The organism is Streptomyces sp. NPDC037271, assembly GCF_055603605.1.
Genome location: NZ_JBVJVN010000009.1, coordinates 104,265 through 128,604, shown reverse-complemented (window position 1 = coordinate 128,604; position 24,340 = coordinate 104,265). Strand labels below are relative to the sequence as shown.

At 74.7% G+C, this 24,340-nt stretch carries 20 protein-coding genes; 7 read left to right on the top strand and 13 right to left on the bottom strand.

The window, feature by feature from the left end:
- Nucleotides 1-11: 11 nt before the first annotated feature.
- The 3 genes from ACZ7G3_RS18025 to ACZ7G3_RS18015 all read right to left on the bottom strand — a co-directional run bounded on the left by ACZ7G3_RS18025 (nucleotide 12) and on the right by ACZ7G3_RS18015 (nucleotide 3,660).
- Nucleotides 12-395 carry an ATP-binding protein gene (locus ACZ7G3_RS18025; protein ID WP_470926628.1) on the bottom strand — a complete coding sequence of 128 codons (384 nt, stop codon included), beginning with the start codon at nucleotides 393-395 and terminating at the stop codon, nucleotides 12-14.
- Between the two features lie 225 nt (nucleotides 396-620).
- Nucleotides 621-2,363: a pyruvate dehydrogenase gene (locus tag ACZ7G3_RS18020; protein WP_470926626.1), complete on the bottom strand. Its 1,743-nt coding sequence runs from the start codon at nucleotides 2,361-2,363 to the stop codon at nucleotides 621-623.
- Between the two features lie 28 nt (nucleotides 2,364-2,391).
- A complete protein-coding gene (locus ACZ7G3_RS18015; protein WP_470926624.1) occupies nucleotides 2,392-3,660 on the bottom strand; it encodes a protein phosphatase 2C domain-containing protein in 1,269 nt (422 codons plus the stop codon).
- A 1,104-nt stretch (nucleotides 3,661-4,764) separates the two neighbouring features.
- On the opposite strand from ACZ7G3_RS18015, the gene ACZ7G3_RS18010 reads away from it, so the two are divergent.
- Both ACZ7G3_RS18010 and ACZ7G3_RS18005 read left to right on the top strand, forming a co-directional pair.
- Nucleotides 4,765-5,748 (top strand): helix-turn-helix domain-containing protein, encoded by a 984-nt coding sequence (locus ACZ7G3_RS18010; RefSeq protein WP_426599348.1) that lies wholly within the window; start codon nucleotides 4,765-4,767, stop codon nucleotides 5,746-5,748.
- 108 nt (nucleotides 5,749-5,856) lie between these two features.
- Nucleotides 5,857-6,339, top strand: coding sequence for a DUF456 domain-containing protein (locus ACZ7G3_RS18005; RefSeq protein WP_470926622.1), 483 nt, complete (start codon nucleotides 5,857-5,859; stop codon nucleotides 6,337-6,339).
- Here ACZ7G3_RS18005 and ACZ7G3_RS18000 read toward each other — a convergent pair.
- The 4 genes from ACZ7G3_RS18000 to ACZ7G3_RS17985 all read right to left on the bottom strand — a co-directional run bounded on the left by ACZ7G3_RS18000 (nucleotide 6,328) and on the right by ACZ7G3_RS17985 (nucleotide 10,942).
- Complete coding sequence (locus ACZ7G3_RS18000) at nucleotides 6,328-6,852, bottom strand: methylated-DNA--[protein]-cysteine S-methyltransferase (RefSeq protein ID WP_470926621.1); 525 nt, start codon at nucleotides 6,850-6,852, stop codon at nucleotides 6,328-6,330. The two genes, ACZ7G3_RS18005 and ACZ7G3_RS18000, sit on opposite strands and share 12 nt — an antisense overlap.
- Nucleotides 6,849-8,372, bottom strand: a complete 1,524-nt coding sequence (locus tag ACZ7G3_RS17995) for a DNA-3-methyladenine glycosylase 2 family protein (protein ID WP_470926806.1) — start codon at nucleotides 8,370-8,372, stop codon at nucleotides 6,849-6,851. Before ACZ7G3_RS17995 ends, ACZ7G3_RS18000 begins: the two co-directional genes overlap by 4 nt.
- Before the next feature lie 71 nt (nucleotides 8,373-8,443).
- Nucleotides 8,444-9,556, bottom strand: a complete 1,113-nt coding sequence (rsgA, locus tag ACZ7G3_RS17990; protein WP_470926619.1) for a ribosome small subunit-dependent GTPase A — start codon at nucleotides 9,554-9,556, stop codon at nucleotides 8,444-8,446.
- A gap of 495 nt (nucleotides 9,557-10,051) precedes the next feature.
- Complete coding sequence (locus tag ACZ7G3_RS17985) at nucleotides 10,052-10,942, bottom strand: NAD(P)-dependent oxidoreductase (protein WP_470926617.1); 891 nt, start codon at nucleotides 10,940-10,942, stop codon at nucleotides 10,052-10,054.
- A 186-nt stretch (nucleotides 10,943-11,128) separates the two neighbouring features.
- Here ACZ7G3_RS17985 and ACZ7G3_RS17980 point away from each other — a divergent pair, with 186 nt between their 5' ends.
- Nucleotides 11,129-12,220, top strand: coding sequence for a GlxA family transcriptional regulator (locus ACZ7G3_RS17980; protein WP_470926804.1), 1,092 nt, complete (start codon nucleotides 11,129-11,131; stop codon nucleotides 12,218-12,220).
- Nucleotides 12,221-12,386: 166 nt separating this feature from the next.
- On the opposite strand, the gene ACZ7G3_RS17975 is transcribed toward ACZ7G3_RS17980, so the two are convergent.
- On the bottom strand, nucleotides 12,387-13,043 hold the full coding sequence (locus ACZ7G3_RS17975; protein ID WP_470926615.1) for a hypothetical protein: 657 nt from the start codon (nucleotides 13,041-13,043) through the stop codon (nucleotides 12,387-12,389).
- Nucleotides 13,040-13,438, bottom strand: a complete 399-nt coding sequence (locus ACZ7G3_RS17970) for a hypothetical protein (protein WP_470926614.1) — start codon at nucleotides 13,436-13,438, stop codon at nucleotides 13,040-13,042. Before ACZ7G3_RS17970 ends, ACZ7G3_RS17975 begins: the two co-directional genes overlap by 4 nt.
- 237 nt (nucleotides 13,439-13,675) lie before the next feature.
- On the opposite strand from ACZ7G3_RS17970, the gene ACZ7G3_RS17965 reads away from it, so the two are divergent.
- The 3 genes from ACZ7G3_RS17965 to ACZ7G3_RS17955 are packed head-to-tail and all read left to right on the top strand — an operon-like array spanning nucleotide 13,676 to nucleotide 18,803.
- Nucleotides 13,676-17,476 (top strand): CHAT domain-containing protein, encoded by a 3,801-nt coding sequence (locus tag ACZ7G3_RS17965; RefSeq protein WP_470926613.1) that lies wholly within the window; start codon nucleotides 13,676-13,678, stop codon nucleotides 17,474-17,476.
- Nucleotides 17,473-18,150, top strand: coding sequence for a hypothetical protein (locus tag ACZ7G3_RS17960; RefSeq protein WP_470926611.1), 678 nt, complete (start codon nucleotides 17,473-17,475; stop codon nucleotides 18,148-18,150). The genes ACZ7G3_RS17965 and ACZ7G3_RS17960 overlap by 4 nt, the downstream gene beginning before the upstream one ends.
- Nucleotides 18,150-18,803, top strand: coding sequence for an RES family NAD+ phosphorylase (locus ACZ7G3_RS17955; RefSeq protein ID WP_426599357.1), 654 nt, complete (start codon nucleotides 18,150-18,152; stop codon nucleotides 18,801-18,803). The genes ACZ7G3_RS17960 and ACZ7G3_RS17955 overlap by 1 nt, the downstream gene beginning before the upstream one ends.
- Nucleotides 18,804-19,077: 274 nt before the next feature.
- Here ACZ7G3_RS17955 and ACZ7G3_RS17950 read toward each other — a convergent pair whose 3' ends face one another.
- From ACZ7G3_RS17950 to ACZ7G3_RS17940, 3 genes are read right to left on the bottom strand one after another with little or no spacing between them, the layout of a single operon-like run.
- Nucleotides 19,078-20,712: a hypothetical protein gene (locus ACZ7G3_RS17950; protein WP_470926610.1), complete on the bottom strand. Its 1,635-nt coding sequence runs from the start codon at nucleotides 20,710-20,712 to the stop codon at nucleotides 19,078-19,080.
- On the bottom strand, nucleotides 20,690-21,448 hold the full coding sequence (locus ACZ7G3_RS17945) for a hypothetical protein (RefSeq protein WP_470926608.1): 759 nt from the start codon (nucleotides 21,446-21,448) through the stop codon (nucleotides 20,690-20,692). The genes ACZ7G3_RS17950 and ACZ7G3_RS17945 overlap by 23 nt, the downstream gene beginning before the upstream one ends.
- Before the next feature lie 26 nt (nucleotides 21,449-21,474).
- Nucleotides 21,475-22,158, bottom strand: coding sequence for a hypothetical protein (locus ACZ7G3_RS17940; RefSeq protein WP_470926606.1), 684 nt, complete (start codon nucleotides 22,156-22,158; stop codon nucleotides 21,475-21,477).
- A gap of 238 nt (nucleotides 22,159-22,396) precedes the next feature.
- Between ACZ7G3_RS17940 and ACZ7G3_RS17935 the strand changes: the two genes are divergently transcribed.
- Nucleotides 22,397-23,086 carry a 4Fe-4S single cluster domain-containing protein gene (locus tag ACZ7G3_RS17935; protein ID WP_470926605.1) on the top strand — a complete coding sequence of 230 codons (690 nt, stop codon included), beginning with the start codon at nucleotides 22,397-22,399 and terminating at the stop codon, nucleotides 23,084-23,086.
- Here the strand turns inward: ACZ7G3_RS17935 and ACZ7G3_RS17930 are convergent.
- A complete protein-coding gene (locus ACZ7G3_RS17930; protein ID WP_470926603.1) occupies nucleotides 23,061-24,254 on the bottom strand; it encodes a macro domain-containing protein in 1,194 nt (397 codons plus the stop codon). The two genes, ACZ7G3_RS17935 and ACZ7G3_RS17930, sit on opposite strands and share 26 nt — an antisense overlap.
- Nucleotides 24,255-24,340 lie beyond the last annotated feature (86 nt).

Below are 24,340 nucleotides of genomic sequence, written 5' to 3'. Positions count from 1 at the left end.
CCTTTCGTCATTCACGCGGCCTCGGCGTCCAGTCGGAACCAGACCGACTTGCCCACCCCGTGCGGCCGTACGCCCCACGCGTCCGCGAGGGACTGCACCAGGACCAGTCCCCTGCCGTTCGTGCTCTCCTCCGGCTCGGCGGACCGCGGCCGGGGCAGCCCGCCGACGAAGTCCCGTACCTCGACCCGCAGTCCGTCCGGTTCCACCGTCGCCGTCAGGACCGCGTCGTCGTCCGTGTGGACGAGCGCGTTGGTGACCAGTTCGCTGGTGAGCAGTTCGGCGATCTCCGACCGTCCGGGCTTGCCCCAGTGCCGCAGCAGGTCGCGCAGCGCCCGGCGCGCCTCGGGCACCGCCCTCAGGTCCGCCTGCCCGAGTCTGCACCTGAGCTGTGACACCGCCCGCCTCTTCCTGTCCCCCGTCCGCGTGCCGATGTCCGTTTCCTTCCGCTCGACGTCCCTCGAACACGTTCACGGGGGAATCCTTGCCCGGCTGGGTCCCGGGCAGTCATGTCGCACGCTCAACGACCGGTTGTTCGGCCACGGAGCGGCCGAACTGGCCGGTTCCCGCCGGGTGGACGACGGGAATGCGACGGAAATGCGGCAGGGACGTCCGGTCAGGCCCTACGGTCGCGGCACGTTGCGCAGGTTCGACCGGGCCATCTGGACCATGCGTCCGACGCCGCCGTCCAGGACGATCTTCGAGGCGGACAGTGCGAAGCCGGTGACCATGTCGGCGCTGATCCTGGGCGGGATGGACAGGGCGTTGGGGTCGGTGACGACGTCGACGAGGGCCGGCCCCTTGTGCTTGAACGCGGCCTTCAACGCCCCGGCCAGCTCCTTGGGCTTCTCCACCCGCACCCCGAAGGCGCCGCAGGCCTCGGCGACGGCGGCGAAGTCGGGGTTGACGTTGGCCACGCCGTGCGAGGGCAGGCCCGCGACCAGCATCTCCAGCTCGACCATGCTGAGCGAGGAGTTGTCGAAGAGGACGACCTTCACCGGCAGGTCGTGCTGGACGAGGGTGAGGAAGTCGCCCATCAGCATGGTGAACCCGCCGTCACCGGACATGGAGACCACCTGCCGGCGCCGGTCGGTGAACTGGGCGCCGATCGCCATCGGCAGCGCGTTCGCCATCGAGCCGTGCGAGAAGGAGCCGATGACGCGGCGCTTGCCGTTGGGCTGGATGTAGCGGGCGGCCCAGACGTTGCACATGCCGGTGTCGACGGTGAACACGGCATCGTCGTCGGCCATCTCGTCGAGCACGGCGGCGACGTACTCGGGATGGATCGGCACGTGCTTGTCGACCTTGCGGGTGTACGCCTTGACCACGCCCTCCAGGGCGTCCGCGTGCTTCTTCAGCATCCGGTCGAGGAAGCGGCGGCTCTTCTTCTCCTTCACCCGCGGGATCAGGCAGCGCAGGGTCTCCTTCGCGTCGCCCCACACCGCGAGGTCCAGCTTGGACCGCCGGCCCAGGTGCTCGGGCCGGACGTCGATCTGCGCGATCTTCACGTCGTCGGGCAGGAAGGCGTTGTACGGGAAGTCCGTGCCGACCAGGATCAGCAGGTCGCACTCGTGGGTGGCCTCGTAGGCCGCGCCGTAGCCGAGCAGCCCGCTCATCCCCACGTCGTACGGATTGTCGTACTGGATCCACTCCTTGCCGCGCAGGGCGTGCCCCACCGGCGACTTGATCTTCCCGGCGAACTCCATGACCTCGGCGTGCGCGCCCGCCGTGCCGGCGCCGCAGAACAGGGTGACCTTGTCGGCGTCGTCGATCAGCCGCACCAGCCGGTCGATCTCCTCGTCGCCGGGCCGGACGGTCGGCCGGGAGGTGACGAGTGCCGTCTCGGCGGCCTTCTCCGGCGCGGGCTCGTCGGCGATGTCGCCGGGCAGGGAGACGACGCTGACGCCGCCCTGGCCGACGGCGTGCTGGATGGCGGTCTGGAGCAGCCGCGGCATCTGCTTCGGGCTGGAGATCAGCTCGCTGTAGTGGCTGCACTCGCGGAACAGCTGGTCGGGGTGGGTCTCCTGGAAGAAGCCGAGGCCGATCTCGCTGGACGGGATCTGCGAGGCGAGGGCGAGGACGGGGGCGGCGGAGCGGTGGGCGTCGTAGAGGCCGTTGATGAGGTGGAGGTTGCCGGGGCCGCAGGAGCCGGCGCACGCGGTGAGCTTCCCGGTGATCTGGGCCTCCGCCCCGGCGGCGAAGGCTGCGGTCTCCTCGTGCCGGACGTGCACCCACTCGATGCCGGAGTGGCGGCGCACGGCGTCCACGACCGGGTTGAGGCTGTCGCCGACGACTCCGTAGAGGCGTTCGACCCCGGCACGGGTGAGGATGTCGACGAACTGTTCCGCGACGTTCTGTTTGGCCATGGCTCCAGCTATGGCACAGCGAGCGGCGTCACGCCTCCCAGACGGCGGCGGCCGTACGGTCGTCGGCGTGGCCCTTGACCCGGACGCGGCTGTCGGCGAGGAACTCCGCGAGGCCGGGCGGGGTGCGTCCGGCCCATCGCCGTGCGAGGAGTTCGCCCAGCTCGGGCTCGCTCAGCAGCGGCTCGGCGAGGCCCGCGGTGCACATCAGGAGCACATCACCCGGGCGGGCTACGGAGGCGCGGAAGCGGAACGGCTCGCGTGGTGGTCCGGCGAGCGGTTCGCCGTTCGGGCCGGGTGGTGGGGGGATGCCGAGGTCCATGGTGAGCCGGTCGCCGCCGCGCGTCCCGTTCGGCGCCTCGCCCCGCTTGCCGTCCGGCCTGCCGCCCGGTGCCGAGCCGAACCCGACGACGGGTTCGCCCGTGACGTCGCCGGCGCTCGGCTCCATGTCCCGCCAGGCGCCGTCCCGCAGCCGGAACAGTCCGCCCGCGCCGACGCCGAAGAACACCCGCGTACGGCACTCGGGGTCGGCGGGCAGCAGCAGACAGCGCAGGGTGGCCGCGTACTCCTCCGGGTCCAGGCCCTGTTCGGCGGCGCCGGCCCGGAGCCTGCCGAGACTGCGGTCGGTGAGGCGGTGCAGGCCGGACTTGAGGTCGCCGCGCCGGGCGGCCCGCAGGTCCTCGGCGAGCCGGTCCCGGCTGCGGCCCACCGCCCGCCCGATCCACCGGCACACCTCGGCGGCGGCGAGGTGCGCCCCGGCGGTCGCGCGGGCACCCGTCGCCATCGCCACCAGGATCAGTGCCTGCTCCCCCGCGCCGAAGCGGGCCACGAGCAGCGCGTCGCGCCGCGGGTCGCCCCGGTACCGCGCGGAGTCCCCCCGTACGGACACGGCCCGCAGCGTGCAGGTCCCGTACCGGGCGCCGTCCAGCACGGTGTCCGCCACCAGCCCGTCGAGCCCGTCCGGGTCGGCGGGCGGCAGCGCGGTGGGCTCGGCGTCGTAGGTGGGCGGCCCGGAACCGACGTAGTCACACGTGGAGGGGGAAGCGTCGCCGGTGCCGTACCGGGCCGCCTGCGTGGGCAGCGGCTCCGGAGGCTGGGACGGGAGGAAGGGCGGCGGGAGCGGGGGCAGACCGGGGCTGGTCCTGGGCGGGGGCGGTGGTGCGCCGGGGGCCGACCGGGCGGAGGGGAGGGGGGTGGCGGGGGGTTCCGTGAGATCGGCGGGGCCGGTCCCCGAGGTGGTGCGGCCGTGCGGTCCAGGTCGGTGCCCGGCCGGTCGCGGAGGCGGCGGGGCCGGCCGCACGGGGTCGGGCTGCCGCTCGGCTGCCGGTTGTGGGGTGCCGGGCTGCCGCTCGGCTGACGGCTGTGGAGTGCCGGGCTGCCGCTCGGCTGACGGCTGTGGAGGGCCGGACTGCCGCTCGGCTGCGGGCCCTACGGGACCGGGCTGCCGCTCGGCTGACGGTCGCGGGATGCCGGACCGCCGCTCGCTTGACGGCTGTGGAGGGCCAGGCTGCCGCTCGGCTGCGGGCCCTACGGGACCGGGCTGCCGCTCGGCTGACGGTCGCGGGATGCCGGACCGCCGCTCGCTTGACGGCTGTGGAGAGCTGGACTGCCGCTCGGCTGGGGGCTGTGGAGCGCCGGGCTGTTCCCTGCCGGACGGCCTCGCCCCGGACGGCCGTCCGGGTTCCGGCGGGAAGTCGTCCGGCGGGAAGCTCACCGGGCCGGCGGGTGCGGCGGGCGGCGGTTCCCAGGGGGCCCGCGGCCGGGGCGGGCCGGGAGAGCCCGGCGCAGCGCCGCCGCGGAGGCCTTCGTCGACGTCCGGTGAAGCCGCTGGAGCGTCCGGACCCGCGGTACGGGGGCCGGGGATGCCGGCGGGCGGCGCCGCCCGCCGAGGGGGCCGGTCCCCGGCCGGAGGCGGTTGCGGCGGTTGCGGCTCCTCCCGGGTGTCCTGGTCCGGCCGGCCGGACACCGTCCCCGCCGCCGAGGCGAAGCGGTCGTCCACGGAATCGGGTGCGGCCGTGGGGCCGGTGTCGTCGGTGGAGTCGTCGTACAGCTGCGCCCACCAGTCGTCGTCATGACCGGCGGGCCTTCCCCCCTGCTGACTCATGCCCCTGATTGTCCACCGCCGGAGCCGTATGAAAACGGTGCATCCGGAAAATCCGGGCGCACCGGCGCGCGCCGGACGGCGTGTCGGGGGACACCTCGAACGATGGTGCGAGGCGGGTGCGAGGTGGGGTGGCCGAGCGGTCCCACCCCCCACGGGAGAACCGCCCGGCGACGCCACATTGGCAGAGTGACCGGCGGTACGGCGATGATGTCCGCAGGCGGGTTCCCGCCGTGGCCGTTTTCCGCCACGGCGGCTGCGCGCGGGTGATGGCGGGTTTGTTCTCGGGGAGGGGCGACGTTGGTGCTGGGAGTGCTGGGGCTGGAGGACGCGCACGAGTCGGCGTACCGGGCGCTGGTGTCCGTGGGCGCCGCCGACGTGCCGGATCTCGCCCGTCGGCTGGCGCTCGGCGAGCAGGACACCGAGCGGGCCCTGCGCCGGCTGGAACAGAACGGGCTCGCGGCCCAGTCCTCGGCCCGGCCCGGCCGCTGGGTCGCCGCGCCGCCGGGAGTGGCGCTGGGCGCGCTGCTCACCCAGCAGCGGCACGAGCTGGAGAAGGCGGAGCTGGCGGCGGCGCTGCTGGCCGAGGAGTACCGGGCGGCGGCGGCCGAACCCGCCGTGCACGACCTGGTGGAGGTGGTGACCGGCGCCGCGGCGGTCGCCCAGCGCTTCTTCCAGCTCCAGCTGGCGGCGAGCGAGGAGGTGTGCGCGCTGGTCACCGGCACCCCGGTCGCCGTCACCGGCATGGAGAACGACGCGGAGGAACAGGCCACCGGACGCGGGGTGCGCTACCGGGTCGTGGTCGAGCGGTCGGTACTGGACAAGCCGACCGGCATCACGGAGCTGACCGCCGCGCTGGGCCGCGACGAGCAGGTGCGGGTGGTGGACCGGGTGCCGACCAAGCTGGTCGTCGCCGACCGGTCCCTCGCCCTGGTGCCGCTCACCGCGCGCTCCTCGGAGCCGGCCGCGCTGGTCGTGCACGCCAGTGGCCTGCTGGAGCTGCTGTCGGGCCTGTTCGAGTCGGTGTGGCGGGACGCGCTGCCGCTGCGGCTCGGCGCGTCCGGCGTCAGCGAGCACGGACCGGACGGGCCCGACGAGACCGACCTGGAGATCCTCTCCCTGCTGCTGGCCGGCCTGACCGACGCGAGCGTCGCCAAACAGCTCGACCTGGGCCTGCGGACCGTACAGCGGCGGGTGAAGCGCCTGATGGAGCTGACCGGGGTGACGACCCGGCTCCAGCTGGGCTGGCACGCGTACGAGCGGGACTGGGTGGCCCGGAAACGCTGAACCGGCCCCACCGGCCCCCACCCGCCCCACCCGCCCCGCCCGCTCCGCCCGCCTCGTCCGCTCCGCCGGGCGGCTGCGCCGCGCACCCGTCTCCGGCACCCTGGACAGATGGGAGCGTGGGACCTCATGCTGTCCGGCCTGGTCATTCTGCTCGGGCTGTGCGGCGTGCTGCTCCCGGGCATGCCCGGGGCGTGGCTGGTGTGGGCCGGGGTCCTGTGGTGGGCGTTGAAGGACCCGCGGCCTGTCGCGTGGGCCGTGCTCGTCGGCGCCACGGTCGTCCTGCTCCTGTCCCGGGCGGTGCGCTGGACGCTGCCGCCCCGGCGGCTGGGCGGGGACGACGCCACCCGCCGGGTGACGGCGTACGCGGGTGCGGGCGCCCTCCTCGGCTTCGTCCTGGTCCCCGTGCTCGGCGCGATCCCCGGCTTCGTGGGCGGCGTCTACCTCGCCGAACGGCTGCGGCTCGGCCGGCACGGCGAGGCGGTGGCGGCGCTGCGCACGGCGATGCGCTCGGGCGGCTCCAGCGTGCTGACGGAACTGTTCGCCTGCCTGCTGATCACCGGGGCGTGGCTGGGCGCGGTGCTAGCGGGCTAGCGCGGCGCCCTCCAGGGCGAGCAGCCGCGTCTTGCGTTCCAGACCTCCCGCGTACCCCGTCAGGGAGCCGTCGGCGCCGATCACCCGGTGGCAGGGGCGCAGGATGAGCAGCGGGTTGGCGCCGATCGCGCCGCCCACGGCGCGTACCGCGGGCCGGGAGGCCCCGATGCGCGCGGCGATCTCGCCGTAGGTGGTGGTCGTCCCGTAAGGCACGGCGTCCAGGGCGTCCCACACGCGCTCCCGGAAGGCGGTGCCCTCGGCGCGCAGCGGCAGCCGGAACTCCGTCAGCTCCCCGGCGAAGTAGGCGGCGAGCTGCTCCTCGGCCGCCCGGAAGGGCCCCGCGTCGTGCCGCCAGCCGTCCTGGACGCTCCGGCCGCCCTTCTGCCCGGGTACGGACAGGGAGGTGAGCGTCCCGTCCGGGCCGGCGGTGAGGAGCAGCCGGCCGACGGGGCTGTCGGTCTCCGTCCAGTACGTGGTGGTCGTGGTGGTCGTGGTCGTGGTGGTCGTCGTCATCGGTGCTGCTCCCACTCTCCTGCTGCGCGCAGGTGGTTCAGGGCGTACGAGCGCCAGGGGCGCCAGGTGTCGGGCACGGCCGGCCCGGGCGGGGCGACGTCCGGGTCGCCGAGGGCGCGGGTGCGCACGACGGCGGCCGTGCGGGCGTCCAGGCCGGGCACGGTGAGCAGCGCGCGCTCGGCGTCGTCCCGGTCGGCGCCCGGGTCCAGGCGTACGGTGCCGTCGGCGAGGGCCGCGGCGAGCGCGCCCGGGGTGCCGTCCGGCTCTGCCCCGGCGAGGACGGCCGGTTCGGGGAAGAGGTGGGTGAGGGTGCCGCACGGCGCGTCCAGCGTCTTGCCGTACCGCCGCACCAGCCGCTCGGCCTCCGCCCGCCCGGCCACGGTCCGGACGGCGAGTTCGTCGGGGTCGGCGGTGCCCGGTGAGCGCAGCCCGGGGCGGGCGGCGACCAGCGGGCCCAGCCGGGGGTCGGCGCCGAGTCGCTCGTCGACGGCGTACGGGTCGGCGTCGAGGTCGAACAGCCGGCGCAGCCGTTGCACGGCGGTGGTCAGGTCGCGGAGGTCGGTGAGATGGAGGCGGGCGGCGAGCCAGCCGCCGCTGCCGGTGCGTGGTCCGCCCGGCCGTTCGTCGACGGCGACGATCCCCGTGCCGTACGGGAGGCGCAGGGTGCGCCGGTAGACGCGGTGGCCCGGGGGGCCGCTCATCTCCTCGACTCCGGCGACGGCCTCCCGCTGGAGCAGGTCGAAGACGGGCCCGGACTGGTAGGGGCCCCGGTGGGCGAGCCGCAGCGGGATGCCCGCGGAGGGCGTGGCCGACCGCCGGGAGGCCCGGTCGCGTGCCGGTGCGGCGGCGCGCAGCGCGCTCGGGGTGGCCGCGTAGACGGCCCGGACCGTGTCGTTGAACTGCCGCACGCTGGCGAACCCCGACGCGAACGCGATCTCGGTGACCGGCAGGCCGGTGGTCTGCAGCAGGACCCGCGCGGTGTGCGCCCGCTGGGCGCGGGCCAGGGCCACGGGTCCGGCGCCGAGCTCGGCGGTGAGCTGCCGCTGCACGTGGCGGGCGCTGTATCCGAGCCGGCCGGCGAGTCCGGCGACGCCCTCGCGGTCGACGACGCCGTCGCCGATCAGCCGCATGGCCCGGCCGACGACGTCGGCGCGGACGTTCCAGTCCGCCGAGCCCGGCACGGCGTCCGGACGGCACCGCCGGCAGGCCCGGAACCCCGAGCTCTGCGCGGCGGCGGCCGTCGCGTAGAACCGCACGTTGTGCCGCTTCGGCGTGACCGCCGGGCAGCTGGGCCGGCAGTAGATGCCGGTCGTCTCGACGGCGAAGAAGAAGGCACCGTCGAACCGGGCGTCCCGGCTGCGGACGGCCTCGTACCTGCTGTCCTCGGACGCCGTCCTGCCCTCGGACGCCTTGCTGTCCTCGGGCACCCTGCCGTCCCCGTGCGCCCTGCCGTCCCCGTGCGCCCTGCTGTCCTCGGGCCCGGTCCTGTCCTCGGGCGCCCGATGCTCCGCGGTCTCCATCACACCGTCCAGTCTCCGCCAGGCCGGAGACCCGGGCTGGCGGAAATCGGACATGGCGTTCGGCGGGACGGCTACCGCACGCGGCCCCGCTTGGCCTCCATCGCCGCCTTGCCGATGGCGCCCCGGCGCTTCCACTCCTTGCGGATCTCGGCCCGCAGCCGGGCATCGGTCTTGGCGACGATGCGCTGGTTCTCCCGCATGAGCTTGCGGTAGCTCTCCAGGCGCCGCACGGACAGCTCACCGGTGTCGATGGCGGCGGCGACGGCGCAGCCCGGCTCGCTCTCGTGGGCGCAGTCGTGGAACCGGCAGTCGCCGGCCAGCTCCTCGATCTCGGCGAAGACCTGCCCGACCCCGCTCCCCGCGTCCCAGAGCCCGACGCCCCGCAGGCCGGGGGTGTCGATCAGCACTCCCCCGCCGGGCATGACGAGGAGGTTGCGGGTGGTGGTGGTGTGCCGGCCCTTGCCGTCGACGTCCCGGATGGCCTGTACCTCCATGGCGTCCTCGCCCAGCAGCGCGTTGGCGAGGGTGGACTTGCCCGCGCCGGACTGCCCGAGCAGCACCGCCGTACCGCCGGAGACGACGGCGCCGAGGACGTCGAGCCCTTCCCCGTGCGCGGCGCTGACGGACAGCACCGGCACGCCGGGCGCGGCGGTCCCCACGTCCTGGACGAGGTGCGCCAGGGTCACCGGGTCGGGGACGAGGTCGGCCTTGGTGAGCACGACCAGGGGCTGCGCCCCGGACTCCCAGGCGAGCGCGAGGAAGCGTTCGATCCGGGCGAGGTCGAGTTCGGCGGCGAGCGACACGGCGACGATGGCGTGGTCGACGTTGGCCGCGAGGATCTGCCCCTCGGACCGCTTGGAGGAGGTGGAGCGCACGAAGGCCGTACGGCGCGGCAGGTACGTCCGTACGTAGCGCGGGTTGCCGTCCGGTTCGACGGCGGCCCAGTCGCCGGTGCAGACGACGCGCAGGGGGTCGTTCGGAGTGACGAAGGCGGTGTCGGCCCGCAGGACTCCACCGGCGGTGACGACGTCGCACTGCCCGCGGTCGACCCGGACGACCCGGCCGGGCAGCAGCCCTTCGGCGGCGTACGGGGCGAACGCGTCGGCCCAGTCCTCGTCCCAGCCGTACGGCACGAGCGGATGCGAGGAAGACGGGAACGAGCTCGGGAGAGAGGAGAAAGACAAGGGGGTGACCCTTCACAGGGGTGGCCCCGGCACCGCGCTCACGAGCGCGGGAAGGAGTGAGGTCAGCCGGCGGCCACGGAGGTGGACTTGACGAACTTCCGGATGCGGGCAACGCCCATCGCAACGACAGCCATCGGTCGACACCTCCCAGATCGGTCACACACATCGAACAGTGGCGGCAGAGCGGCCACGGGAACGGACACAACCCTAGCCACCCTCCCGGGGACGCACCAGCGATTTACCGGCGCCGCGCTTCGGTGCGGCGCGGTCCCACGGCCCGCGGTCGACGCGCGGCACGGGGCCGGGCACGAGAGCGCACTCGCCGGCGCTGCCCCGGACGGGCGGCGAACCGGAACAGACCGGGCTGCTCCGGACGGGCGATGAACCGGAACAGGCCAGGAGCGACTCGACGCGCACCTCTCTGCCCGGGGCCCGTCACGCCCGGCGGGAGCCGCCGGGTGTGACGGGCCGTCCGTCGGCCGCCCGGCCCTCTGCTCAGCCCCTCTCGCTCGGCTTGCGCAGGACTTCGATCACACCGGCGTAGCTGTCGGAGCCGTGGCCGGCTGCCTTTGCCCGTTCCATCATCGACTTGAGGAGCGCCGGCAGCGAGGTGTCGACGCCCCGGGCCTGCGCGGCGTGGACCAGGTGCTCGATGGTCGCGATCTGTACGTCGATGGTGGCGTCGTCGCCCGGGTAACGCCCGGCATCGATCTGGGGCGCGTACGTGGTCATGAAGCCGGTGACCGCGGTGAGCCAGCGGATGGCGACGGGGGTGAACGCGGCGGCGTCGACGCCGTCGGCTCCGGCCAGGGCCGTCCCGTGCAGCCAGCCGGTCAGCGTCGACCACATGAGCCCGAGCAGGGCCGCGTCGTAGAGGGACGCGAGGCCGGGATCGGTGCCGAGGTACACCGGGTCGCCCAGCGCCTCCAGAACCCCGCGGTGCCTGTCGAGGACGGTCGGCGAGCCGCTGTAGAGGAACATCATGCTCGGGTCGCCGACGCCCGGCGGGGTCGTCATGATCCCGCCGTCCAGGTGGTCGGCCCCGTGCGAGCGCAGCCACCCGTCCAGCTCGCGGGCCTGCTCGGCGCTCCCGGAGGTGACGTTGACCACCGCGCGGCCGTCGAGGGCACCGGCAGCGGGGTCCAACACGCCGCGCAGCACGTCGTAGTCGAAGAGACAGGGGATCGTCAGCCGGCTCGCGGCAATGGCCTCCTGGGGAGTGGCCGCCGGCCGAGCGCCTCGGTCGACCAGGGCGCGGGCCTTGTCGGGCGTGCGGTTCCACACGGTGACGGAGTGCCCCCGGTCGAGCAGTGCGGTGGCGAGTGCGGAGCCCATGGACCCGAGTCCGATGACGGTGACGGCCTGCTGTTCGTTGGTGCTGGACATGCTTCAACTCCTGCTGATTCCGTGATGTCCGAGGTGGGCGTGGCCCGGTTCGCCGTGCACCTGGGAGTGCCGCCCATCGGTCCCACCACGCTCGCAGGGCGGGCCGGTCCGGGACAGTGACAGCAGTGACAGCGACCACCAAAATCGTGCCGTTACGCTGGCGGGGTGAGCGTTGGTTCAGTCGCCGTGGTCGTGACCGAGGAGATCGACGTCCCCGCCTGGGACCTCTACGAGTTGAGCATTCCGTGCACGGTCTTCGGCAAGCCGCAGCCCGACCTGGCGGATCCCTGGTACGACTTCCGCCTGTGCAGCCTCGGCGACGGGGGCGCCGGGCCGGAGGGCGAGCGGCCGGGCCCGTCCGGGTTCTCGGTCCGCACCCCGTACGGCATCGACGACATCGTGGGCGCCGACACCGTCATCGTCCCGTCCGTGCCCGACGCCTGCGTCGACGAGGGCCGGCCCCTGCCGCAGGGGCTCGTCACCGCGCTGCGCCGGGCGTACGACGCGGGGGCCCGTGTGGTCTCCCTGTGCAACGGCGCCTTCGCGCTCGCCGAGGCGGGGCTTCTCGACGGCCGCCGCGCCACCGCGCACTGGATGCACGCGGCCCAACTCGCCGAGCGGTACCCGAAGGTGGAGGTGGACGACTCGGTCCTGTACGTGGACGAGGGCAACGTCCTGACGAGCGCCGGGCTCACCGCGGGTCTCGACCTGTGCCTGCACCTCGTACGCCGTGACCTCGGCGCGCACGTCTCCAACCAGCTGGCCCGCCGCATGGTCGTCCCCGCCCACCGCCCCGGCGGACAGGCGCAGTTCATCGACATGCCGATGCCCGCGACCGACGACGCCGGCCTCGCCCCGGTACTCGCATGGGCCCGTGCCCACCTGAACGAACCACTGACCATCGAGGGCCTGGCCCGGCGCGCGGCCCTGAGCCCGCGCACGTTCTACCGCCGCCTCCAGGCCGCCGGCGGGACCACACCCCTGCAGTGGCTCCTCAACGAACGGCTCACCCTCGCCCGCAGCCTCCTCGAATCCACGACCCTGCCCATCGAGCAGATCGGCACCGTCACCGGCCTCGGCACCGCGAACAACTTCCGCCACCACTTCCGCAAGCACGTCGGCGTCTCTCCCAACCAGTACCGACGAGCCTTCCCGCCACCCCGCGCACAGCGGGGTGACGTGACACCCGGCTCCCCTCCCCCTCCGAGCGAGGCCGTGCGCCTTGGCCCGGCCGGGGACGGGCTCATGGCCGCGCCCGAAGATCCCGAGGCTCCTTGAACAGGGCGTCCTCGGGCGAGCAGGCCACAGCGTTCGACCCGGGCGCGGCCGAGCTCGGCCGCGAGCTCCACGGCGGGCCGGGGCAGGCGGTGCGGGGCAGGCGGTGCGGCGGGCACGGACGGGACGGCCGACGCGCGGTGCGCTCCGTGCGGCCCCGAGGGCCCTCTCACTGGCTCGCCCCGGCCGCCGGGCAGACGTCGACGGGGCCCAGGGAGACGATGTCCGCCAGACGCACCGTCACCTCGCCCGTCTCCGTCTTGAGTACCAGTCCGCCGTCGGTGACCCGCAGGGACTGCCCGCAATGGGCGGCCGAGGAGGTCCGCACGAGCAGCCGCGGCCCCTCCTGGACCGGGCCGTACCAGGTGAGCGCGACCGCTCCCACCAGCGCCGCACCGCAGACCAGGGTGAGGAGCACGCCCAGCCGCAGCGCACGCACGGCGCGCAGTGTCTCCACGTGCGCGTCCGCCCGGAGCCGGGCGGCGGCCGGTGCGGTGTCCGGCGCGAGGGAGACCATGCCGGGCGCGCCGTGGGCCGCGCGCAGCAGCAGGAGGGCGCCGGCCGTGCCGCACACCAGGGAGACCAGGAGCGCACCGCCGACCAACGCACCGTAGGGCGCGGCGAGTTTGCTGACGTCGGTCCGTCCCTTGATCAGGCCGAAGCCGAGCAGCCCGACGAAGAGGCCGGCCAGTCCGTGCCGCCAGGCGTACGCGGCCTCCCGGACGCGGGGCAGTTCGGCGGCCAGCAGGTCCACGGTCCGGCGGGCCGCGTCGCGGTCGGAGGGCGTCGCCGGGGGTCCGGGAACGACGCGCCGGCCGGCCGTCACACGCGCTCCAGCCGTACGTTCCAGTAGGCGCCGCAGCCGGTCTCGCCCTCCGGGCGGCCGGGATGCGCGGTCTCGCACGTGCAGATGACCGGGATGCCGTCCGCGCGGCGCGACGGTCCGCGGAACGCGCGCCGGACGTGGAGGTAGGTGCACGCGCATCCGCACCGCGGGCACCGTCCGCTGAGCACCAGCGTCTCCTGGTTGACGGGCACGACGTCCAAGGCGTCCGTGTACGTCGACGCGTAGTCGGCCCGCGTCGTCTCCCGGTAGGCGACGGGCTCCCGGGCTCCCGGCGTCGAGCCGGCCGGATCCGGACCGGACTGAGCCTGACCGGCCGGAGCCGGACCGGCCGGAGCCTGGCCGGCCGTGTCGGTGCCCGTGTCCGCGTCCGCCATGTGTGCCTCCTCGCACCACCACGTGCCTGCCGGGCACGCGTCGGCCCGGATACCCGCCAGGACATCACGGGACGCCCCGCGTCGACGGGCCACGACCGGGAAACGTCCGGTTCGGACGGAGAGTGGTCGGCTGCCGGGCGGCAATCGGTCGATCTCCGGTCGGGCGGCGGCGGCCCTCGCCAACCGGCCGTGCCGGATCGCACGGACGGGCATGATGAGTACGGGAGGGAACACCGGATGGACGACGCCGCGCACGACGCACACGCCCCGCACCACTCGGACGACTCACCGGTCCGCGCACGCGCCGAGGCCGCCCTGGCCGGGACGGCGGACTGCGCCGTCCCCTTCCGTGCCGGGGAGCACAGCGGCCCCAGCGGCCCGGAGCTGGACGCCCGGATCGACGAACTGGCCCTGCTCGCCGAGGAGTCGGAACGGGCAGTCGGCCAGGAGCTCCTCCGGGCCCGGCTCAGGGCACGCCTCGGGACGCTGGTCGCCACGCGGTACGTCCTCGGCCAGCGTCCGCAGGACCGGCTCCGGGCTCGCGAGCTGCTGCAGGAGGCCCGCGAGTCGGCGCTGCTCGACGCGGAGTGCCGCGGCACCGCGCGCCGCGATCTCGTCGCCCTGCTGGCATCGCGGCTGGTGCGGTTGGAAGCGGAGGTGCGGGAGGCGGGGGTCGACGCCACGGACGGTCTGCGGCTGGACGACGTACGCATCGCCATGGAGGCCGGCAGGCCCGAGCGGTACGGCGGCTCCGGCCTTCCGGAGGACACCCAGCTGCTGCTCCAACTGCTGCCGGCGAACGACTCGGAGAACCTGAACCCTGAGCAGCGGGAACACTTCCTCCTGCTCGGTGCCGCCCTGGAGGCGGTGCGACGCGACGACATGCACGCCGTGTTCGCCTCGGCCGAGCGGCTGGTGCGGTCCGGCCGGCACGAGGGCTCCTTCCTGCCCCGTTTGCTGAACTCCGTACTGCCCACCCTGGCGTCGCTGCTGCCGCACGACTCTGCGGCGGACGCGGAGGAACAGACTCCGAACCCGACGGGCGGCATGAACGTCCTGTGGGAGATCCTGGCCCTGACCGAGGCGCAGGACCCCGGAACACTGGCCCCCGCCGAGCTGCCCAAGCTCCTCGGCGCCCTGACGGGCCGCGCGGACACCGGGCCGGACGACTCCTCGCTGTCCGCCCGGATGATCGCGGCCATGCTCCACCTGGCCCAGGCCACCCGCACCGGCGACATGACGGGCATGAACGCCGGGCTGAAACTCGTGCACGAGGCGTTCACGGCCGGCGAGTTCGACGCGGACCAGCTCACCGACTGGCTGCCGGGCGTCACGGCCGGCATGCTCGCCGGAGCCTCGATGACCGGGGGCAGTCTCCAGGACGAGGAACTGGCCGACGCGATTCTGCGCGACCTCGACCGGACCGGCGGTCCGCCGGGCGGCCAGCTGGCGATCACGCTCCGCGCGTGCGGCCATTTCCTGCGGCTGCAGATCGCCCTGTCCCGCGCGTCGGACAGCGGTGACCTGGACGCCGTCGAGTCAGTACTGCTCGAGCTCCAGGAACTGGACGACGCGCTCGCCGGGGCCGAGGAGTGGGTGACGGTGATGCACTCGTTCCTGCTGGGCTCCGCGTCTCTGGCGATGGCGCTGCTCAGCCGGACAACAGAGGACGTCCGCACGGCCGTGCACCACTTCGAGCAGGTCATGGAGCAGTCGGTGGACATCCCCGCACTCCGGAAACTGCTGGACGCCTCCTGGGCCCCGCTGCTGGCGCTCACCGCGACGGTGGAGAAGGACCCGAGCCGCCTCGCCGCGGGCATCGAGCGCACCCGGTCCACGCTCGAGGGCCCGGGAGTCACCTTCGACTTCGAGTCCCGGGTACGGAGCGCGCTCGCCATCGCGCTGGAGACGCTGTACGAGCTCACGGGCGACCCGGCCGCCCTGGACGAGGCCGTGGCGGAGCTGCGGCAGGCCCGGGCGGCGCTGCCGCCGGACGCCCCGGGCAACGCCTCCGTCCACGGATCGCTGGCGAAGGCCCTGGCCGGCCGGGCGGGCACGCGGCCCGGCACTCCCGAGGCCACCGAGGACCTGCGCGCCGCCGTGGGCGCGGCCCGGGACGCGCTGCGGGCCACGGCGGACGACGTGCTGCTGCAGGCCGGGGTGCGCCACGGACTGCGGATGGCCCGGCAGGGTGCCGACCGGGGACGCACGGCTGCCCTGTGGGCCCTGCGGATCGGTGACCCGGAGGAAGCGGTCGGCTGTCTGGAGGCCGGCCGCTCGCTGGTGCTCCGGGCCGCCGCGGTGTCCTCCGGCGTCGCCGACCGGCTGGCCGCGCTCGGCGCGCGGGACCTCGCGGAACGCTGGCGCACCACCGCGTCGGCGGCCGAGGTCCCGGCCGCCGACGGGGTGTCCCGCTCCCCGCTCGACGAGCTGCTGTCCGGATCGCCCGGCGGGCCCTCGCTCCCCGGCGACCTGCGGCGCGAGTCGCTGGCCCTGCTGCGCGGCCGGGAGCGGCCGGCCGACGAACCGTCGGCAGAGACGGTGACCGCACTGCGCGCCGGTCTGGCGCGCTCCGGGGTCGACGCCCTGGTCCATCTGGTGCCGGGCTCCGGTACCGAGGACGGCGCGCTGCTCCTCGTCACCCCTCAGGGGCCGGTCGGCGTGGTCCGGTCTCCGGCGCTGTCCGGCGACGGCCGGGCCCCGGTGAGAGACTTCCTGGCGGCCGGGGCGGCCCGGCAGCGGCTGGAGTCGGCCGACGTGGAGGTGTCGCACCAGGAACACGACCGGGCGGACCGGGCCTGGTCGGCGGCGCTCACCGCGCTGTGCGACTGGGCCGGTGGCGTGGTGGGCCCGGTTCTGGACCACCTCGGCCTCTGGGAACGGGCCCTGCACGAATTCGGGCTCACCCGTCACCCGGCGGACGCGGACGGTGCGCGCGAGGCCGCCCCGGACGGCACGCGCTCCACCGACGGGCACGGCACAGACACCCCCGACCCGGGAGACACACGCTCCCCCGACCCGGCGGACCCAGGCTCCCCCGACCCGCAGGGCACGCGCTCCCCCGACCCGGCGGACCCAGGCTCCCCCGGCGCCGAGGGGCCGCGCGAGGCCGCCGTACGGCTGGTGCTGGTGCCCTGCGGTGAGCTGGGGGTAGTGCCGTGGCAGGCGGCCGTGCTGCGGCCGCCCGCCGGGGCCGGCGGCCCGGACACCGTGCGGCTGTGCGAGGTCGCGGTCGTCTCGCACGCGGCCTCGGGACGGGAGTTCCTCCGCGCGTCGGCACGGCGGCGCATGCGCCCGGCCGAACGGCCCGCCCTGGTCTTCCACGGGCACGACCTGATGTGGGCGGAGGAGGAGGTCGAGGTGCTCCAGGAGCGGTACTACCCGGATGCCGAGCACTTCACCGAGTCGAACGGCACCACCCCCACCCCGGAGGCGGTCCTGGGGCTGCTCGGCGCGCGGGACGACGCTCCCGCCTCGCTGGTGCACCTCGCCTGTCACGGGCTGGCCGGGCCCGACCCGACCGCCTCCGCCCTGCGGCTGGCCCCGCCCCCGGCGGCCGCGGCGGACGGCGCCGTCAGCGCCGACCTCACCCTCAGCACCCTGCTGGACACCCCGTCCGGCAGCGCCCCGCCCCGGACACCGGGCCCGCTGGTGGTGTGCAGCGCGTGCGAGACGGACCTCACCACCCGCGACCACGACGAGGCCCTGACGGTGACCTCGGTCCTGGTCCACCGGGTCGCGGCCGACGCCATCGGTTCCCGGTGGCGGGTCCCCGACGGCAGCTCCGAGATCCTCATGCTGGTCCTGCACGACCGGCTCGCCGCGGGGCTCGCACCGCCGGACGCCCTGCGGGCCGCACAGCGCTGGATGATCACCCCGCCGGACCTGCGTCCCGCGGTGGCCGGGCTGGCGGACGTCTCCGGCTACCGGCTCCGCCAGGACTTCCGCGAACGGCCCGAGACCTGGGCCGCCTTCGTCCACCAGGGCAATCCCGCCCCGGCCGCACCGCCCGAGACCGCCCAGGGGGGAATCCGGTGAACCCGACCGACCTGCTCGTGTCCCTGAAGGAGAACGCCCGCCTGCTGCCGGGCGAACTCGACGAGGAATCCCGGCGGAAGGTCGTCGCCGCGCTGCGCCTGCTGTACGACGAGACCGTCGCCGGCCGGGTGCCGGGCACGGCCCGCGCGCTGCGCCGGCTGGTGCGTGCGCTGGCGGTGCTCCCGCCCGGCCATCCCGTCGCGGAACATCTCGACGGCAGGCGGTACGCCACCGGAGCCCCGAGCGTTCCGTCCGCCGCGCTCGTCGCGGATCTGATCGGCATCCTGGACGAAGCACCGGACGGGCCGGAGGAGTTGCGACGCTCCGCCCGCGCTCGCCTGCTCGCCGCCCCGGCCCTGTCGCCGCGGGAACACGCGAGCCTGCTGGCCCGTGTGCCCGACGGCGGGCCGGAGCCGCCCGGTGTGATCCGGCTCAACGACCCGGGGAACGGCCCGCGTTACCCACGGTTCCAGTTCAGGCCGGGCACGGCCGAGCCGCTGCCCGTCGTGCGGCGGATCAACGAGCTGCTGCGGGCCGACCGGGACCCCTGGGGCGCCGCCGACTGGTGGCTGGGCGGCAACGCGTGGCTGCGCGGGGTCCCGGCGGAGCTGCTCGGCACCCTGCCGGACGAGGACCTGGTCGAGGCCGCCGCCGAACTGGTGGAGGGCGGCTGATGGTCGGTCAGATCCCGCCCGAGGGCGTGCCTATGGAGCCGGTGTGCACCGAGCTGCCGGCCGGGTCCCTGCTCTGGCGCTGCCACGACGCCCGGTACGGCGTGGGGCAGTACAACCCCCGTACGGCGCACGAGCACTTCAAGGGGAGCCGCTTCGACTCCACCGAGAAGGACCCGTACCCGTACCTGTACGCCGCGCTCGATCCGGTGACCGCGCTCGCGGAGGTGCTGCTGAGGTCGGTGGAGTTCGACGAGCGGGCGGCCGTCCGGCAGGTTCCGTGGGCACAGGCGTCCCGGTACCTGCTCTCGGCGGTCCGTACGGTCTCGGACGTGACGCTGGTCGACCTCACCAGCGCGGAGGGCCTGGCGGCCGTGTGGCAGGACGACTGGCTGGTGACGAGCATGGAGTACGCGCAGACCCGGTACTGGGTCCGGCTGATCCGGGCGAACAGCCCGGACACGCAGGGCTTGTGCTGGACGTCCAAGCGCTGCATGCCGCGGAAGGCCCTGCAGTTCTTCGGGGACCGGTGCCCCGAACCGCTCTTCGCGTCCCGGCCGGAGGAGTGCTACCGGCTGGACTCCGCCACCGGCCTGGCAGAGGTCAACCGGCTGCTGGGCCCGCTGCGGGCGGTGATCTCGGAGCCCGAGTTCTGACCGGTGGAATCCGGGCCCACGGGCTCCGTCGACGGGGCCCTGCCGAGGGGCTCCGGCCGATCGCCCGGTCGCAGCACCGGCAGATCGGTCGCAGCACCGGCGGCTCGGTCGCAGCACCGGCGGCTCGGTCGCAGCACCGGCGGCTCGGTCGCAGCACCGGCGGCTCGGTCGCACAGCCGGCAGCCCGGCCGGTGGCAGTCGGTCCAAGGCCGTCGCCCGGACTGCCGCCCGGTCGGGCGGCAGTCCGGGCGACGGCGCCCGAGGCGGTCGGCGGTCAGCGCCGTCCGGCGGCCGGCAGCAGCGGCCAGGTGTCGGCGAGCTTCATGGCCGCCTCCGTCACCGCCGGGTCGCCGGATCCGGTGACCAGGCCGTTCAGGTAGGCCGCCGCCGCCGCGTCGTACAGCGCGTGCACGGCACGGATCCGCTGCTCCGTCGCCTGCCGGCGGTCCTCCCGGCGCGCCTCGGCGGTGTTCCGCGTGGCCCGTGCCCGCTCCGTCGCCGCGACGCTCTCCTCGCGGCGCCGCAGGAGTGCGTCGTGGCGTTCCACCGCCGTCCGGTAGGCGTCGAGGAAGGGGTGTTCGCGGAAGAGTCCCAGGAGGAGACTGATCCCGCCGGACAGCAGCAGGAGGGCGCAGAAGATCGCGGTGACCGTCTGGGGTGCCAGGTCGAGACGGTCCAGCAGGGTGGCGGTCGGTCCGGTGTCCGCGCCGGCGAATCCCTCGGCCTCCGGCGGCGGTTCGGTCTCGCCCTCGCTCTGCGTCACGAACTTGGCGCGCAGGACGCCGAAGAGGACGGTCAGCGCCACCCACACCCCGAGCAGGGTGAGGGACGGCAGCCACGAGGCGCGGACGGCGCCGGTCGTGGCCCGCCAGCGCAGCATGCGTCCGGCGAGGTGGGGCAGCAGGACCATGACGAACGCGGCGGCCGCCGCCAGCGTGATGGTCTGGGTGTCGGCGTCGACGCTGCCCACCCCGTGGAACGGCTGGAAGGCCGCCCAGTAGATGGGCGCCTCCACCAGCACGATCGCCAGGAGCGTCACCCACGTCAGCCAGCCGGGCAGCCCGGGCCGTTTGGCCAGTCCCTCCCAGGCGTCGGCGGGAACGTCCCCGACCGCGGCCCGCGCCCCGGTGAACGGCGTGCGGGCCGGTGCCGTGCCGTCGTCGCCTTCACCGTCGGCGGGACGGGGTGCCTCGCCGGTGCGGGGCACCGGCTGGAGGATGTCCGGCTCCTCCCCGGAACGGGTCTGCCGGGCCTGGGCGGGGACGCCCGCGGGCGTCTGCTCCGGCCGGCCGGCGCCGTCGTCGCCCTCGGCGCCGCCGTCGGCGGTGGCGTCGTCGCCGCCGCGGCGGGGCGACGGGACGGCGGGGAAGGTCTGCTCCATCCACCGGGCCTCCAGCCGGGCGCGGATGGCGTCGCGGAAGCGGTTCCAGCGGGTGGTGCGCCGGGCGAGGATGTCCAGTTGTTCCTTGGCGGTGGCGATCTGCTCCTCCGCCTCGCGCAGACGGTGGTCGAGCAGCGTCGTGTCCGCCGTGCACTTGGTGACCTCGGACTCCGCGCGGGCGTCGTGGAGCTTCTCCTGTTCCTCGGTGAGCCCGGCCTGTTCACCGATCCTTCCGATCACCCGGTCCCGCACGGAGGCGAGTTCGGCGAAGTAGGGGACGCGGTCCCCGCTCTGCAGCACCCAGGGGTCGAGCACTCCCCGCTTGGCCGCCTTGCCGCCCATGGCGCTCGCGGTCCGCAGCAGTCGCCGCTCGGCCCGGTCGTCGAGGACGGCGGAACCGTCGGGCCGCGGTACGGGCACACCGCCGCGGCCGCGGACACCGCTCGGCCGGTCCGCTCTGCGGGGTGCCGGCAGGCTCAGCCGACCGCGCCGCTGGCGGCGCGGCTCACTGGTATTCGTTGTGGACATCGGCCTTCGCCCTCTCTTCCAGGACCTCCATCCAGAACTTCTCGAACCCCTCGTACTCGCTGGCCCGGTCCCCGTACTTCATGCCGAAGCCGACGGGGTAGACGCCCATTCCGTCGATGGCGGGCAGGCCGCGTCCCTTGACCAGGGAGGCAATGGCCTTGTCCCGCCCCGCCTGCGTCGTGAGGTCGGCCTCGCCGATCGAGAACTCGGGGTCGGACTGCTCGAAGTCGCTCACCACGAGCAGCTTGGCCTTAGGGCCGTCGGAGGGCATCACCGAGGCGATGCGGTCGAGCGCGCCCCACACGTCGGAGCCGGGACGCTCCTCTTTGGCGCACTTCAGTTCCTTGAGCGCCTCGCCGGCGGCGCGGGCGCGGGCCTGGCGCCGCTGGCTGTCCTGATCCGTCGTCTCGTCGTGCGGCGGGTCGAGGTCGACCCGGTCCACCTTGCAGGACGAGATCTGGGAGGTGTAGGTGATGGGGGCGAAGTCGACGGTGCCGCACTTCTGTTCCTGGAGGAACGGCAGCAGTTCGTCCTTCAGCTTCGCCTCGGCGTCGAACCCGTTCTTCGTCGCGCCCGCCGAGCCCGAACCGTCGACGACCACTCCGCAGGGTGTGGTGAGCGCCTCGGACTGGGAGGTGCAGGACGCCAGGGCGGCGACCAGGGCGGCCGCCGGTATGAGGGCGAGCAGCCGGCCGCCGCGGGGCGGACGGGGCCGCACGTGTGCTGAGAAGTGCACGGTGACCTTCCTTGTGGAGGGGGAACTCATCCCCTGTTGCCCGTTCCGCGCAGCGCGCCGCCCCGGGTTGTCTGGCTGTCGAGGATGGCCAGGGCCTGCGCGACGGCCGCCGGGTCGGCGGCCGTCGCGGGTGCGCCGGGCCCGTACCAGCGGTCGGACAGCAGGCCGTCGTCGACCCGGTGCCAGGTGGCGTCCAGTTCGGTCCGGCCCGGCAGCCAGCCGGTGGGGCGTCGCTCCGGGATCTCGCGCGAGCGGCGGGCACGTGTCCAGGCGGCGTCCCAGTAGCAGGCCAGCAGGTGGTTGGCCTCGTCGACGAGGCCCTGGGCGCGGGACCGGCAGACGGTCGCGGAGTTGCGCCAGGCGCCGACCATCTCGCCGTAGCGGGCCAGGGCGGCCGGTGCCGGCGCACCGCGCACCGTGTACTGGGTGACGACCCGTACGGACTCCGCCTGGATCCGTTCGCTCAGCGCGCGGTTGCCGAGCAGCATGCGCGAACGCAACCGGGTGGTGCTGCGGACGACCTGCGCCCGCACGCCCAGCACATAGGGCGGCAGGCCGTCCGTGGAGGAGTGCCGCCCCTCCCCGACGTCCGTCAGCACGTCCAGCAGTCCCGGTGCGTCGCGTCGGCCGTGGCCGCGGGCGACGGCCGTCGAGACGATTCCGATTCCCAGTCTTCGGGCGGTTCCGCCCGTGCGGCCGGAATTGATCATTGGAGCTACCCCCATTCCCCGCGTGATCTCCGTGGAGATCGTGGCGCGGTGACGGAGAGAGTAGCGGAAACGATCGCCTCCGGAGAGGCGAAAACAGAGGGGGAATCGACCATTCCGGCGGGCCTCCGAAAAACAACCGGATTCCGTCCGGTATCCGGCCGGGTACAGGCGGGAACACGATTGCGGGCCGGTTCCGGAGCCCGACATACTCGCGGTCTGCACCCGAGGAGGAGCGGTCATGGACGTCCGGATCAGCGGGACCCACTTCCCCCTGGAGGCACTGGGGCCGGGCAGGCGTCTCGGTGTCTGGTTCCAGGGCTGCTCCCTGGCGTGCGCGGGCTGCATGTCCCGGCACACATGGGATGCCCGAGGGGGGACGCACGTCTCCGTTTCCGCGCTGCTGGAGTTGTGGGGGGAGGCGTTGGAAAGGGGTGCGGAGGGGCTCACGGTCAGTGGCGGTGAGCCCCTCCAGCAGCCGGACGCGCTGGCCGGGTTGCTGGCCGGCGCGGCCGGTCTGCGGGACGAGGCGGCGGGCGGCTCGGCGGCCGGGGCCGGGGGGGTCGCCGCGGCCGATCTGCTGGTGTACACGGGATACGAACTCGACGAGTTGACGGAACATCAGGTCGCGGCGCTCCGGCACGCCGACGCCGTGGTCACCGGGCGGTTCCGGGTGGCGGAGCCGACGAATCTGGTGTGGCGGGGCTCCGCCAACCAGCGCATCCGGCCGTGCACGCCCCTGGGCGTCGTCCGCTACACGCCGCACCAGGAGCGGGAGAGCACCGGCGCCCGCCTCCAGGCGGTGGTCGACACCGGGACCGCCATGGGCCTGCGGCTCTACGGGGTGCCGTTGCGCGGCGAACTGGCGGAACTGGAAAGGCGGTCGAAGAGAGCGGGAGTGTCGCTCAGCGATCCGAGCTGGCGGCCCTGAGCACGTCGGCGTGGTCCGGTCGGCGTGTCACGAGACGCACCGACCAGGTGGTGTCCTCGCGCAGTTCGCGCCGGACGGCCCACAGCAGCCAGCGGGCGGCGGTCGGGGCGGGCAGGCCGCCGCGACCCGCGCCGATCAGGGGGAAGCAGATGGTGGACAGGGGCAGGGAGAGGGTCGCGCGCTCCTCCCGGGCGAGCGCGAACGAGGCCTGCACGGCCTCGGCCAGTGCGGCGGGTGCGACGTGGTAGCGGTCACCGTCTTCCACGGGGGTGGAGACGGCGGCGTGGTGGATGCGTCGTACGCCGTGCGCGGCGAGCGCGCCGGGAGAGGTGGCGACCACGGTGCCGGGCCGCACCGGCAGGCCGGCCCGGCCGTGGCTGCGGAGCCAGGTGCTCAGCTCGCGCGGCAGGACGTCGTCGACGATCTCCCCGGCGGCGTTGCGGGTGGCGGCGGCCCTGCGCAGCGCCGCGGAGACGGTCGGACGGAAGATCTTGGACATCTCGAGGTAGACGTTCTCCGAGGAGACCAGGATGTCCGCGTCCCGCACGAGTTCCATCGGGCAGACCCGGATCTCGATCCGGGCCGCCACGTGCGCGGGCACCGGGGCGGCGGGCGGCGGATCGGCGAACAGGAGGGACGCGGCCGGTTCCGGCGCGGTCCGCGACGAGGTGTCCTCCGCCGTGCCGCCCGAGTCGGTCGGGTCACCCGTGCCGCTCGGGCTGCCCGGGCCGCTTCGGCCCGGACGGGCCGTGGCCTCCCGGGCCAACGCCAGTGCGCCGGTCGCCAGTTCGGCGAAGACCTCCAGCTCGTGGCTGCGCCGGAACCGCTCGGTGCTCACCCCGTAGACGGCCGCCGCGGCCTTCCTCCGGTCGGCCGCGGGCACACCGCGCCGGTCGGCGAAGAGCCCGAAGGTGTGCGCGGCGGCCCGGGCCAGCGGATCGCACCCCGGTCCGTCGTGCAGCGGGCCGCCGCCCGTCAGACGGCGCACGGCCGCCGCCAGCAGCCGCTCGATGCCCTCCAGTTCGTCGTCCTCCCCGCCGCACAGCCCGGCCGCGACGGCGGTGTCCCGCAGCGCTTCCCGGGCGCAATGCCGGAGCCTGGGCAGGCCGGGCCGCCGGAGGGCCCTCAGTTCATCGACCAGGGCCTGGTGCGGGGGAAGGGTGCGCATGCGGTGCATGGTAATCCGGGGGGCGCGCGAGGAGAGCGGTCCGGAGTGCGCTCTCTTTGTGCGCCGGTACGCGCCCCGGTAATTCC